The sequence below is a fragment of the Kribbella sp. NPDC104740 genome (assembly GCF_055583505.1).
Genome location: NZ_JBVJNV010000001.1, coordinates 528,296 through 540,622 on the forward strand (window position 1 = coordinate 528,296; position 12,327 = coordinate 540,622).

Below are 12,327 nucleotides of genomic sequence, written 5' to 3' on the forward strand. Positions count from 1 at the left end.
CGGGGCTCCGCCGGCTGTCCGGCCGCCCCCGGCGCGCATTTGTGACAAATGTGTTCCACGCCGTGGGGAGAAATGTCCGATGGTTCCATTTGTGACGTTCCAAACCCCGGAGGTACCGTGGCCGCCGCATTGTTGGACGCCGAGGAATTCCGTACCGCATTACGCGGTCTCGAGCACCGGTACTGGGGTTCGCACCCGTTCCACCGGCGGCTGCACGACGGCGAACTGGACGAGCGCGAGCTGCGGGTCTGGGCCGCGAACCGCTGGTACTACCAGAGCATGATCCCGCAGAAGGACGCGGCGATCCTCAGCAACTGCCCGCTCCCCGCCGTACGCCGCCAATGGCTCGACCGGATCGTCTACCACGACGGCCGGACCGCCGGCGAGGGTGGACTCGAGCGCTGGCTGCGACTCTGCGAGGCCGTTGGGCTGACCCGCGAGGAGGTGCTCGACCAGCGCCACCTCGCACCGGCGACGCGGTTCGCGGTCGACGCGTACGTGACGTTCGCGCGGACCCGGTCGTGGGTCGAGGCGGTCGCCTCCGGGCTGACCGAGATGTTCTCCGGCCACCTGATGAAGCAGCGCGTCGTCGACATGCTGGCGGCGTACGAGTGGATTCGCGCCGAGGATCTGGCCTACTTCACGAACCGGATCGACGCGGTCTCCGGTGAAGGGCAGGAGACGCTCGAACTGGTCGTCGAGCACTGCGTGACCCGCGAGCAGCAGGACGCCGCGGTCGCCGCGCTGTCGTTCAAGTGCGACGTGCTGTGGTCGCTGCTCGACGCCATCGAGCGCGCGGCGGCCAAGCAGTGAGCACCCGGCCGAAGCTGCGGCGCGGAGTACGCGTGACGTACGACCGGACCAGAGATCTGCAAGTCCTCCTCTACCCGGAGGGTGTCCTCGTCCCCAACCCCACAGCCCTGGCGGTCCTCGGGCTGTGCGACGGCGAACGCACGCCGGCCGACATCGCCGTTGCCCTGGGCAATCAGTACGAGAACGTCCGAACGGAAGACATCCACGCCGTACTGGACCGCCTCGCCGACCGTCAGGTGGTGGAGTGGGTATGACCGAAGCACCGCTCGGCCTGACCGCCGAGCTCACCCACCGCTGCCCGCTGCACTGCCCGTACTGCTCCAACCCGCTCGAGCTGCTCGCCCGCGAGGACGAGCTGAGCACCGAGCAGTGGAAGGACATCCTGACCCAGGCCCGCGACCTCGGCGTCCTCCAGGTGCACTTCTCCGGCGGTGAACCGCTCGGCCGCCCCGACCTGCCCGAACTGATCGAGCACACCGCCGGGCTCGGGGCCTACGTCAACCTCGTCACCAGCGGCCTCGGGCTCACTGAGCAGCGCCTGAACGACCTCGTCGACCGCGGCCTCAACCACATCCAGCTCTCCGTCCAGGCCGCCGAGGCGACCCGCGCCGACAAGATCGCCGGGACGCGCGCGCACCACCTCAAGATCGTGGCCGCCGAGCTGATCAAGCGGGCCGGACTGCCGCTCAGCGTCAACGTCGTCCTGCACCGCGCGAACCACGACCAACTGGCCGGCATCATCGACCTCGCCGAGCGGATGGGCGCCGACCGGCTGGAGCTGGCGAACACCCAGTACTACGGCTGGGCGCTGCGCAACCGCGACCAGCTGATGCCGACACCCGAGCAGCTTGCCGCGGCAGAGCCTGTCGTACGAGCCGCGATCGACCGCCTCAAAGGCCGGATGCAGGTGATCTACGTGGTCGCCGACTACTACGAGGAGTACCCGAAACCCTGTATGTACGGGTGGGGCGCGCGGCAGCTGACGATCGCGCCGGACGGGACCGTCCTGCCCTGCCCGGCGGCGTCGGCGATCGAGACGCTCTCGCTCGACAACGCGAGCCGGACGTCGATGCACGAGATCTGGTACGGCTCGGAGTCGTTCAACGCCTACCGCGGCGAGGAGTGGATGAGCCCGACCTGCCGCGGCTGCGACCGGCGCGACGTCGACTTCGGCGGCTGCCGCTGCCAGGCGTTCCTGCTCACCGGCGACGCGACCTCGACCGATCCGGTCTGCCACAAGTCGCCGGACCGCGGGATCGTCGACCTGATCCTGCGGACGCCGCGGACCGAGCAGGAGTTCGTGATGCGGAAGCGCGCCCGGTGAAGGTCCTCCTCCTCGGTACGGCGGCCGGCGGCGGCTTCCCGCAGTGGAACTGCGCCTGTACGACGTGCGCCGACCCGGCGCTGCCTCCGCGGACCCAGGACGGGCTCGCGATCAGCGCCGACGGCAGCGACTGGTACCTGGTCAACGCGTCCCCGGACATCCGCTCCCAGATCCTCGCCGCGCCGGAGCTGCGCGCCGGCCCGGGGCCGCGGGACACACCGATCCGCGGCGTCCTGCTGACGGACGCCGAGCTGGACCACACGCTCGGGCTGCTGATGCTGCGCGAAGGCGCCGGGCTGGAGGTGCACGCGCCGCCGGCCGTGCACGCCGCGTTGCGCGACGACTTCCCGGTCCGCGGCATCGTCGAGCGGTACGGCAGTTGGTCATGGCCAACTATTGGTGCTCACCAACAGATTGCCGGGCTCCACGTCCAGGCCCTGCCGGTCGGCGACAAGCGGCCGAAGTACGCGTCGGGCGGCGCCGGCCCCTGGGTGGTCGCCTACCGCTTCCAGGACCCGCGCACGGGCGGCGTACTGGTCTACGCGCCGTGCCTGGCTTCGCTGCCGCCGGAGTTCGAGGACTTCGTCGACGGCGCCACGACGGTGATCCTCGACGGCACCTTCTACGACGCCGGGGAGATGACCGGCCGGGCGCAAGCAGACAACCAGGCCCAGGTCGTGATGGGCCACGTCCCGATCGCCACCAGCCTCGACCACCTGCGGAAGTTGAGCGCGCTGCAGCCCGGCACCAGCTGGGTCTACACGCACCTCAACAACACCAATCCGGTCCTTGACCCCCGCTCTTCGCAGCACAGGGGAGTGCGTGCAGCGGGGGTCAAGGTCCTACCGGATCGAACCGCCTTGGAGCTCTAACCCTGCTGCTCGAACGCGGCCGCGCGGATCTGCACCTTGCGGATCCGCTCCACGTCCAGCTTCGACGACCGGTCGAAGCGGTAGATGCCGTTCTCCTCCTGGAAGACGTCGGTCAGCTGCGTGTAGCAGTAGCCGAACATCCGCGGGTCGTCGAGCAGTACGTCGACCAGCCCGGTGAAGCGGTCGTAGAACTCCGCCTCGTCCTTCACCCGCTGGCCGTAGCCCCACGACTCGGCCCGGTCGGTCCCCGCGAGCTGGACCGCCTCCGGGTTCCACCAGATGCCACCGAACTCGCTGCAGAAGTACGGCTGCCCGTTGTACGGCTGCGAGATCGGCCGGTCCTCCCGCCCACCGGTGTTCCCGTACGGCGCTCCGTCGGCCAGCCCGGCCATCTGCTTGCCGAACTCGACCGGGTCCTGCTCGTAGTTGTGCGAGTCCCAGATGTCGGTCTCCGGCACCCGGTGCGAGTAGCCGGACGCGTCCAGCACCGGCCGGCTGGTGTCAGCCGCCTTGGTGGCCAGGAACATCGCCCGGGTCACGTCGTCGAGCTGGGTGATCCGGTCGTGCAGCAGCTGGTGGGTCTCGTTCAGCGGGCACCAGCCGATGATCGACGGGTGGCTGTAGTCGCGCTCGACCGCCTCCAGCCACTGCGTCACGAACGTGGCGGTCGGCTGCTGGTTGTCGACGTTGGTGTCGCCGACCCCCGCACCCCAGTCGCCGAACTCGCCCCAGACCAGGTAGCCCATCTTGTCGGCGTGGTAGAGGAAGCGCTCCTCGAACACCTTCTGGTGCAGCCGTGCGCCGTTGAAGCCGGCGGCCAGGCTCAGCTCGATGTCAGCGACCAGCGCCTCCTCGGACGGAGCGGTCATCAGCGACTCCGGCCAGTAGCCCTGGTCCAGCACGAGCCGCTGGAACACGTGCTTGCCGTTGATCAGCACGGCCTGCCCGTTGATCGACACCGACCGCAGCCCGGCGTAGCTGGCGGCCTGGTCGACCACAGTGCCGTCGGCGTCGAGCAACTCCAGCCGTACGTCGTACAGGTGCGGGTCGCTGGTGTCCCACAGCCGCACCCGGTCAGCCGGTACGGCGAGCAGCAGGCGCGGGGCGAGGTCCAGGTCGGCCCGGACCTCGGCGGCGACCACCTCTCCGTCGGCGTCGGACAGCACCGCTCGGACCTTCCAGCCCGGCTTGTTCGCCGACACCGGGACGGCCAGGTGGAACGCCGAGCCGGCCACGTCCGGGGTGATCCGCGGGCGGCCCAGGTGGACCGTCGGGACGGCCTCCAGCCAGACGGTCTGCCAGATGCCGGTGGTGCGGGTGTAGTGGCAGTCGCGGTTGAAGTACAGCGTGCTCTGCTTGCCGCGGGCCTGGGCGCCGGACTTGCTGTCCCGGGCGCGGACCACGATCAGCGCCTCCTCGCCCGGCGCGGCGACGCCGGCCAGGGGTGCGCTGAACGGCGTGAAGCCGCCGCGGTGCCGGACGACCTCGACACCGTTCACCCAGACGGTGGCGTCGTGGTCGACGGCCTGGAAGTGCAGGACGGCGTCGTGGCCGGTCCAGCCGGCGGGGATCGTGACGGTGGTCCGGTACCAGACGGCCTCCTGGTAGTCGACGTCCTCGATCCCGGACAGCTGCGACTCCGGGGCGAACGGGACGGTGATCCGGCGCTCGAGCTCGCGCTCGGCCAGGCCGCGTTCCAGGCCGGAGTCGGACTTGTCCGCCTCGAACTGCCACTCGCCGTTCAGGTTCAGCCAGTGCGGGCGGACGAACTGCGGCCGGGGGTGCTCGGGGCGGGGCTGGGTGCTTGGCATCGAGTTGCTCCCGTGAGGTGTGCTGAGCAGGTCGGCGCCGACTTTACAACGTTGGAATAGCCCCGGCAACGGGGTGGCCGAGGCGTGGGCAACGTTGTCAACGGTTTCCGCCAGAACGAGATGACAGCAACCTGTCAGTCCCGGCGTGCAACTCTGTGGCGACCAGGTCGTTCTTTGTCAGAAGAGGCAACTCTGCGCCGGGACCAACAATCTGTCCGTCCGGAGCGTCATGCTGGTGAGAGCGGGGAGAGGGAGAGGTCGATGGGTGGGAACTGAGCGCACCGCCGAGGTCCGGGAGCTGCGGCTGCGGGTGCCGCAGGCCGAGCTCGACGCGCTGTACGACCGGCTCCGCGCGTTCCGCGACGGGGGCGGGTACATCGCCGCGGGCCTGGACCGCGTGGTGCCGGCCGCGTACGCCGACGAGCTGCTCGACCACTGGCTCGGCGAGTACGACTGGCGGGTGCACGAGGCCCGGCTGAACGCCTACCACCACTACGGCACCGAGATCGGTGGCCAGTTCGTCCACTTCCTGCACCTGCGCTCCCCGCACCCGGACGCCCGGCCGGCGCTGCTCACGCACGCCTGGCCCAGCGGCGTGATGGACGTACTGAACAGGGCGATGCGGTTGGAGGTGTCCGGCATGTACCACCTGGTCATCCCGTCGATCGCCTGGACCGCGCTGAACGGTCCGGAAGGCGGTTCGCCCAGCAGGCGCGCGGCGGCCGGCTGGGACGAGCTGATGCGCCGCCTGGGCTACGACGAGTACCAGGTCGGCGACGACCGGGAGGGGCTCGGCGCCACCCCGGCGTACACGGCAGTGTCGGAGGCGGTCGCGCAGCAGCGCGGGCTGGACGCTGCCGAGCTGGCCGAGGTCCGCTGGTTCAACGAGAACCTCACGGCGTTCAACGAGGGCCAGCAGATCTCCGCGCTGGTGCTGAGCACGGCGCTGCTCGCCTGGAACGCGCAGCTGGTCAGCCTGGAGATCGACCGGGACGCCCTGCTCACCGGGCTCACGCTGGCCTGGTTCGCCGGGCGGCTACCCGTCGAGGAGCCGTAGGCCGTTCTCCCAGCAGACGGCGCGCAGCCAGTCGTCGCCGAGGTCCAGGCGCTCCAGGCCCTCCAGCTGTACGCCGTACGCGTACGGGATGTTCGGGAAGTCCGAGCCGAGCACGACCCGGTCCTGCAGCGCGGCCATCCGGGGCCGGAGCTCCCACGGGTAGGGCGCCAGTGACTCGGTGAACGGCGTCAGGGCCATCGTCGTGTCCAGGTGCACGTTCGGGTACGTCTCGGCGAGCGCCAGGTGCTCGGCGTACTCCGGCATGCCCAGGTGCGCGATGACGGCGGTCAGCCGCGGGTGCCTGGCCAGTACGTCGCCGAACGGGCCCGGCCCGGTGTGGCGGCCCGGGATCGGCCCCGACCCGCAGTGCACCACCACCGGTACGCCGGCCTCGGCCAGCTGACCCCAGACCGCGTCCAGCTCCTCGTCGCGCGGGTCGTAGTCACCGACCTGGACGTGCACCTTGAAGATCCGGGTGCCGAGCTCCAGCGCCTCCTTCACGTACGCCGACGCGCCGGGCTCCGGGAAGAACGTCCCGCTCACCGCGCAGCCCGGCGTCGCCGCCGCGAACTCGCGCGCCCACCCGTTCAGCCAAGCGGCCATCCCCGGCTTGTGCGGGTAGACGAGCGCCGGGAACCGCCGGACGCCCAGATCGCCCAGCGTCTGCACCCGCTCGGCCGCCGAGGTCCGGTAGTTGATCGGCCAGGCCACGCCGTAGTGCGTCTCGGCCTGGTCGAAGTACGCCCAGACCGCGTTCATCACCTGGTCGGGCAGGAAGTGGACGTGCACGTCCACCAGCCCCTCGAGCCCCAACCGCCGCCACCACGCAGGCACCTCGTCGTCACGCACCCGAACACTCTAGACACGCTGACGCTTTGTAGAAGTTACGTAGCTACGTAGTATCCACAGTGTGGAGAAGCCTGTGGATAACCGGCTCGCGGCGCTGGAGCAGCGGGTCGCCGCGCTGGAGTCCGCGCGGCTTCGTCCACCGGAAAGCGCCGACTGGGCCGCGCAGGCCTCGGCGCTGGCCGCGCTCGGGCACCCGGTCCGGCTGACCCTGCTCCGCGAGATCCTGCGGGGACGGACGACGGTCAGCGCGCTCAGCGAGGTCGAGGGCCTCGGCACGAGCGGGCAGATCTACCACCACCTGCGGCAGTTGACGGCCGAAGGCTGGTTGCACACCCCCAGCCGTGGCGTCTTCGCCGTCCCCCCGGCCCGGGAGGTCGCGCTGCTCGCGATCCTGGCCGCTCTGGAGAGGTAGCCGATGAAGCTCATCGCCGTACTGCTCGCCGTCGCACTGGTCGTCGGTGGTTGGCTGATCCGGCCCGGCGCGCTGCACCTGGCCGAGTCCCGTACTGGCGACTCCGAGCTGCAGCGTTTCATCGACGACAACTACGAAGGACCCGGCCACCGCCTGTCCGTGGCCGTGGTCGACGAAGTCAACTCCCGGTACGCCGGACGCGGCACCGACGAGCACGGCAGCTTCGAGATCGGCTCGATCAGCAAGGCGCTCACCGGGATCCTGCTCGGAGAGGCGGTCCGCCGCGGCGAGGTGACGCTGGACCAGCAGGTCGGCTCGCTGCTGCCGCTGGAGGGATCGGACGTCGCCACCGCCACCCTGGAGGAGCTGGCGACCCACCAGTCCGGTCTGCCCAACACGACGAGGAAGCCGCTGCCTCTGGTGCGCTCGCTGGTGGCCAGCCTGTCCGCCGGGAACCCGTACCCGTACAGCGTCGACCAGATGCTCGACCACGCCCGCGCGGCGAGCACGGACGGCCGCGGCAAGTCGACGTACTCGAATCTCGGTGGAGCCCTGCTGGGCCAGGCACTGGCTCGACGAGCCGGTACGACGTACCCGGAGCTCCTGCAGAACGACATCTTCCAACCAGCAGGCATGAAGGAGACCCGTACGCCGGTCAGCGACGCCGGCGCGGCCCCCGACGGCTACGGCTCCGGCGGGCGCCGGCAAGCGCCGTGGGTCCAGACCGGCTACGCGGCAGCCGGTGGAGTCGTCTCCACCGCCAACGACCTCGCAGTGCTGGCTCGCGCTCTGCTCAGCGGCCAGTACGTCGAGGCGCTGGCTCCGCGCCGTGACTTCGACGAGGACCGGATCGGGCTCTTCTGGCTGACCACTCCGCTGCCCGACAATCGCAGCATGGTCTGGCACAACGGCGGCACCGGCGGCTACCGCTCGTTCATCGGGATCGACCTGGAACGCCGCCGCGCGGTCGTCGTCCTGTCCGACGTCGCCGTACCGGTCGACGACTTCGCCACCAAGCTCCTGGAGGCCCAGTGAGGGACATCATCCTGATCGCCCTGGCCGTCGGTTACCCGGTCCTGGCGCTCTGGCAGATCCACGCCCGCAAGCTGCGCGACCGGGCCGACCTGGTGATCGTGCTGGTCACCGGTGTCCTGTTCCTCCTCGTCGTCCGGGCCACTGCTGACTGGAACGCGTCACCGCCCTGGCTCTGGCTCGTCGGCCTCGCACTGATGGCAGGCGCGACCGCACTGGCCGGCTGGAGGTGGTCTGAGCTGAGCTGGGCCAAGTCCGCTCGCCGGGGCGCCTCCACCGTCGTACAGCTGCTGTTGGCTGGTGCGTTCTGCGCGGTGCTGCTGTGAGCGACGAGCTGGCCCGGGCCTGGGACGAGGCGGCCGACGGCTACGAGCAGTACTTCGTCCCGCGCTTCCGGCCCTGGGTGGAGGCAGCAGTGGCCGAGCTGGGCGACCTGCCGCCCGGTCCGATCCTGGTGCCCTGCTGCGGCACGTTCCCCGAGCTGGACCTGTTGCTGGAGCAGTTCCCCAACCGGGAGATCGTCGGCATCGACCTGTCTGCCGGCATGGTCGAGCTGGCACGGCAGCGGGCCGCCGGGCACGACCTGGTCAGTGTGGTCGAGGGCGACGCCGCCACGCTCGACCCCCAGTGGCACCGGACCTGCAGCGCGGTCGTGTCGGTGTTCGGCCTGCAGCAGCTGCCGGATCCGCAGCAGGCGCTCAGCTCCTGGTACGACGCGCTGCGCTCCGAGGGGAGGCTCTCGGTCGTCTACTGGCCGTCCGTCACGGAGGAGGACGGGCCGTTCAGCCAGATGAAGGCACTGCTGCGTCCCGGAGCCTCAGCAGCCGAGGAGGACCCAGCTGTGGTGCTCACCCTCGACCGCGACGAGCTGGTCCGCTTTCCGATCACCCACGACGACGCCGCGACGTTCTTCGAGGCCTACGCACACTCCGGCCCGATGCGCGCCACCGCGAACGCCCGCGGCGAGGCGTACGTCGACGACCTGCGCGCGAAGTTCCTCCAGCAAGCGCCGGACGGTGAATGGACCCACCGCCCGGCGGCCCGGCTGATCAGCGCGACTGGTCGAGCACCCACAGACCGGTGAGCCCGCGGAAGTGGGCCTGGAACTTGTCCTGCTCGTGGGCCGGGTACGTCGCCGCGACCGTCTCGGTGAGGATCCGGTCGAAGTCCGGCCCGGAGACCCACTCGACCAGCTGCTCGTCGAAGTGCGGCAGGTTCTGCGCGCACCACTCCTGGTACTTCGCGGTCTCGAAGTGCTCGTCGGCCAGCGCCAGGTACGCGTCGATCTTGGCATCGTAGTCGAGCGACTCGTCGTCGGCGATCGCGAAGTACCGCTCGGTGTGCAGGTCGACCTTGGTCCGCCGGCCGGTCGCCAGCGAGAACACCGACCACTTGACCAGCGCGCCGATCGCCCACGGGAAGTAGTAGTGCAGCGAGGTGACCGCGACGTCCGGGCAGGCGTTGGCGTAGTCGATCGGGTGCACCGAGTCGCCCGCGACCAGCATCTCGCAGGAGTTGAACTCCCAGCCGAAGAACGCGTTCACGATCCGGCTGATCGCGACCGCCTGGTGGCCCGCGGACGGCGACAGGAAGTCGTGCGAGACGGCGTACCGGTTGTGCATCGGCTCTTCGGGGCGGAAGTCCATCACCATCGTCTCGGCGCCGATCGACAGCGCCCGGGCGAACTTCTCGTACTCGACCGTGGCCTGCAGGTGCATCAGCATCTCGCCGGACTCGTCGTAGGCCGCGTGCAGGTCCTCGCGGTTGTTGATCCGCGACACCCCGCGCCAGCCGCCGCCGTCGAACGGCTTCATGTACATCGGGTAGCCCAGGTCGTCGGCGATCTTGTCCAGGTCGAACGACTTGTTGTACTTGGCCGACGTGTAGGCCCAGCGGACGTTGTCGACCGGGTTCTTGTACGGCACCAGCACGGTCCGCGGGATCTTCAGCCCGAGCCGCAGCATCGCGCAGTACGCCGAGTGCTTCTCCATCGACTGGAAGGTGAACGGCGAGTTCAGCAGGTAGGTGCCGTTCATCAGCGCGGCCTTCTTCAGCCACTCGCGCGGGTGGTAGTACCAGTACGCCAGCCGGTCGATCACCAGCCCGACCCGGACCGGGTCGTTCAGGTCGAACGGCTCGATGGTCAGCCGCTCGGTACCGAACTCGTGCGTGCGGCCGTCGTACTGGACCGGCCCGACCCGGCGCAGCAGCGCCTCGAACGCCTGCGGCCAGTCCTCCTCGGCGCCGAGCAACAACCCGATCAAGTGCTGAGAGCGGTCAGGCACAGTTGGACTCCTAACAGAATCGGGGCAAGTGATGGGCCAGCTGCTTGCGCCACCAAGGCCAGTCGTGAGCTACGTCGTACCCCCACAGGTCCAGCTCATGAGGGATGCCCTTGGCCGCCAGTACGGCGGCCGTCGCGCGCGCCGATGGCAGCGAGCCGGTCGGGTGCGTCTCCCAGTCGCCCTGGCCGACGGTGAGCAGCAGGAAGACCCGGTTGCGCAGCCACTCCAGGTGGTCGCCGTCCAGGTTGGGCAGGTAGTCGGCCGGGTTGCTGAAGTACGTCGCGTCGCCGCGGTCGCCCCACGCGTGCCAGCTGGCGGCGTCGTAGTTGCCGGACTGGCAGATCGCGATCGGGAACAGGTCGGCGCGCTTGAGCGCGAAGTTCAGCGCGTGGAAGGCGCCCAGGCTGCAGCCGGTGGTGATGATGTCGGACGCGCCCGGGGTGTCGCGGCCGATCGCCGGCACCACCTGCTCGAGGATCCACGACTCGTACAGGCCGTGCCGCTGCGCGCGTTCTTCGAGCGGGATGCTCCGGTCGGACCAGCTCACGTGGTCGTAGGAGTCGACGCAGTACAGCTTCACCCGACCGGCCTCGATCAGGTCGGCGATCGCACCGACCATGCCGTTGTTCTCGTAGTCCCAGGCCCGGCCCTGCTCGCTCGGGAACACCAGCACCGGCCGGCCGTAGTGCCCGTAGCGGATCAGTGTCCCGGGCCGGTCCAGCCCAGGTGCGTCCAGCTCGACCTGTTCACGCTCCACCGGCCTCACCCCTTCGCGCAGTCTCGCTACCCTCGCACGATTTCAGCTCCAGAGATACTTCAGCAACGTGGTGAGTGTCGGGTCCAGGACGTCGCGCCAGGCGGTGAAGTTGTGCATGTCGGGGGTCTCGTCGAACTCGACGTCCAGCCCGAGGCTGCTCAGGTGGGCGGCCATCACCCGGTTGTTGTGCACGTTCTCCTCCGGCGTCCCGGCGGTCATCGCGATCCGCGGCGCGCTCGGGGCGGCGGTTGCCCCGAGCACCTGGTTCACGAAGCCGGTCACCTCGGCGTAGTACTCGAAGCCGGACTCCTGCGGGTCGGTGGTGAGCGTGAAGAACGACCCCGACTGCAGGAACAGCCCGGCGAACGTGCCGGGGTGGTTCCACTCGGCGTACAGGGCGGCGAGGGCGCCGAGGCTCGCGCCCATCAGCACCGGCGCCTTGCTCGCGTAAGCCGAGGTGATCGCGGGCAGCACGTGGTCGACGAGCGTCTCCGCGTACGCCGGGTTGGCGGCGTACCAGAGGTTGCGGGAGCCGGGCCGGACCAGCGCCAGCCGGAACGGCGGAAGGGTGCCGTCGGCCACCATCGCGCCGGCGTAGTGGGTCAGCCCGGCGTACATGGCGAACTCGGGGCCGTCGTGCGCGAGCAGCAGTGGCAGCTCGAACGACGGCGCGATCCCGTCCGGAGACCAGACCTGTACGTCGACCGCGCCGACCGGCGACTCCGCGACCGGCAGCGGCGTCAGCGAGGACGCGATCGGCTCGACCTCGATCCAGGCCGGCTCGACGTACCCGGGCAGCGGGAGCCAGGAGTGCTCGCCGAAGGCGCCGCCGACCACCCGCGGGTTGGTCGGGTCGGTGCGCATCCCGGCGTCGGCGACGTCGAACAGGTACTCCATCCGGTGCACCGACGGGCGCGGCAGCCGCAGCTCCCAGCCGTACTCGACCGGTTTGAACTCCAGCAGCTCACCGGCCAGCCCGAGCTCCTCCCACAGCCGGACGCCGGGCAGGGCGTGGCCGGGGTCGGCGAGGCGGAACACCACCTCGGCCCCTTCGACCGCGCTCTTCACCTCGTCGGGCATCCGACCACGGTACGTGCCGGTCGCCGAAACCCCGG

14 protein-coding genes are annotated in these 12,327 nt (G+C 70.0%); 9 read left to right on the top strand and 5 right to left on the bottom strand.

The annotated features are described in order from the left end of the window. Positions 1–117: 117 nt before the first annotated feature. The 4 genes from pqqC to pqqB are packed head-to-tail and all read left to right on the top strand — an operon-like array spanning position 118 to position 3,009. Complete coding sequence (pqqC, locus tag ACZ6Z4_RS02470; protein ID WP_465557333.1) at positions 118–813, top strand: pyrroloquinoline-quinone synthase PqqC; 696 nt, start codon at positions 118–120, stop codon at positions 811–813. Further along, the gene (pqqD, locus tag ACZ6Z4_RS02475; RefSeq protein ID WP_465557335.1) at positions 810–1,067 is read left to right on the top strand and encodes a pyrroloquinoline quinone biosynthesis peptide chaperone PqqD; all 258 of its coding nucleotides are present in this window, start codon (positions 810–812) and stop codon (positions 1,065–1,067) included. The genes pqqC and pqqD overlap by 4 nt, the downstream gene beginning before the upstream one ends. After that, positions 1,064–2,137: a pyrroloquinoline quinone biosynthesis protein PqqE gene (gene pqqE, locus ACZ6Z4_RS02480; protein ID WP_465557337.1), complete on the top strand. Its 1,074-nt coding sequence runs from the start codon at positions 1,064–1,066 to the stop codon at positions 2,135–2,137. The genes pqqD and pqqE overlap by 4 nt, the downstream gene beginning before the upstream one ends. Further along, positions 2,134–3,009, top strand: a complete 876-nt coding sequence (pqqB, locus tag ACZ6Z4_RS02485) for a pyrroloquinoline quinone biosynthesis protein PqqB (RefSeq protein WP_465557339.1) — start codon at positions 2,134–2,136, stop codon at positions 3,007–3,009. Before pqqE ends, pqqB begins: the two co-directional genes overlap by 4 nt. On the opposite strand, the gene ACZ6Z4_RS02490 is transcribed toward pqqB, so the two are convergent. Then, the gene (locus ACZ6Z4_RS02490; protein ID WP_465557341.1) at positions 3,006–4,820 is read right to left on the bottom strand and encodes a glycoside hydrolase family 2 protein; all 1,815 of its coding nucleotides are present in this window, start codon (positions 4,818–4,820) and stop codon (positions 3,006–3,008) included. The two genes, pqqB and ACZ6Z4_RS02490, sit on opposite strands and share 4 nt — an antisense overlap. A gap of 265 nt (positions 4,821–5,085) precedes the next feature. On the opposite strand from ACZ6Z4_RS02490, the gene ACZ6Z4_RS02495 reads away from it, so the two are divergent. Next, a complete protein-coding gene (locus ACZ6Z4_RS02495) occupies positions 5,086–5,877 on the top strand; it encodes an epoxide hydrolase N-terminal domain-containing protein (protein WP_465557343.1) in 792 nt (263 codons plus the stop codon). On the opposite strand, the gene ACZ6Z4_RS02500 is transcribed toward ACZ6Z4_RS02495, so the two are convergent. After that, positions 5,857–6,726 carry an amidohydrolase family protein gene (locus ACZ6Z4_RS02500; protein ID WP_465557345.1) on the bottom strand — a complete coding sequence of 290 codons (870 nt, stop codon included), beginning with the start codon at positions 6,724–6,726 and terminating at the stop codon, positions 5,857–5,859. The genes ACZ6Z4_RS02495 and ACZ6Z4_RS02500 overlap by 21 nt on opposite strands. 61 nt (positions 6,727–6,787) lie before the next feature. Here ACZ6Z4_RS02500 and ACZ6Z4_RS02505 point away from each other — a divergent pair, with 61 nt between their 5' ends. Genes ACZ6Z4_RS02505 through ACZ6Z4_RS02520 form a run of 4 tightly spaced genes read left to right on the top strand, consistent with a single transcriptional unit; the run spans position 6,788 to position 9,254 of the window. After that, positions 6,788–7,138 (top strand): ArsR family transcriptional regulator, encoded by a 351-nt coding sequence (locus ACZ6Z4_RS02505; protein WP_465557347.1) that lies wholly within the window; start codon positions 6,788–6,790, stop codon positions 7,136–7,138. A 3-nt stretch (positions 7,139–7,141) separates the two neighbouring features. Beyond that, on the top strand, positions 7,142–8,173 hold the full coding sequence (locus ACZ6Z4_RS02510) for a serine hydrolase domain-containing protein (protein WP_465557349.1): 1,032 nt from the start codon (positions 7,142–7,144) through the stop codon (positions 8,171–8,173). Continuing rightward, positions 8,170–8,496: a hypothetical protein gene (locus ACZ6Z4_RS02515; RefSeq protein WP_465557351.1), complete on the top strand. Its 327-nt coding sequence runs from the start codon at positions 8,170–8,172 to the stop codon at positions 8,494–8,496. Before ACZ6Z4_RS02510 ends, ACZ6Z4_RS02515 begins: the two co-directional genes overlap by 4 nt. Then, complete coding sequence (locus tag ACZ6Z4_RS02520; protein WP_465557353.1) at positions 8,493–9,254, top strand: class I SAM-dependent methyltransferase; 762 nt, start codon at positions 8,493–8,495, stop codon at positions 9,252–9,254. The genes ACZ6Z4_RS02515 and ACZ6Z4_RS02520 overlap by 4 nt, the downstream gene beginning before the upstream one ends. On the opposite strand, the gene ACZ6Z4_RS02525 is transcribed toward ACZ6Z4_RS02520, so the two are convergent. The 3 genes from ACZ6Z4_RS02525 to ACZ6Z4_RS02535 are packed head-to-tail and all read right to left on the bottom strand — an operon-like array spanning position 9,220 to position 12,292. Continuing rightward, complete coding sequence (locus ACZ6Z4_RS02525; RefSeq protein ID WP_465557355.1) at positions 9,220–10,455, bottom strand: ATP-grasp domain-containing protein; 1,236 nt, start codon at positions 10,453–10,455, stop codon at positions 9,220–9,222. The genes ACZ6Z4_RS02520 and ACZ6Z4_RS02525 overlap by 35 nt on opposite strands. A gap of 10 nt (positions 10,456–10,465) precedes the next feature. After that, positions 10,466–11,212 (bottom strand): esterase family protein, encoded by a 747-nt coding sequence (locus ACZ6Z4_RS02530; protein ID WP_465557357.1) that lies wholly within the window; start codon positions 11,210–11,212, stop codon positions 10,466–10,468. A 42-nt stretch (positions 11,213–11,254) separates the two neighbouring features. Then, complete coding sequence (locus ACZ6Z4_RS02535) at positions 11,255–12,292, bottom strand: alpha/beta hydrolase (protein ID WP_465557359.1); 1,038 nt, start codon at positions 12,290–12,292, stop codon at positions 11,255–11,257. Positions 12,293–12,327 lie beyond the last annotated feature (35 nt).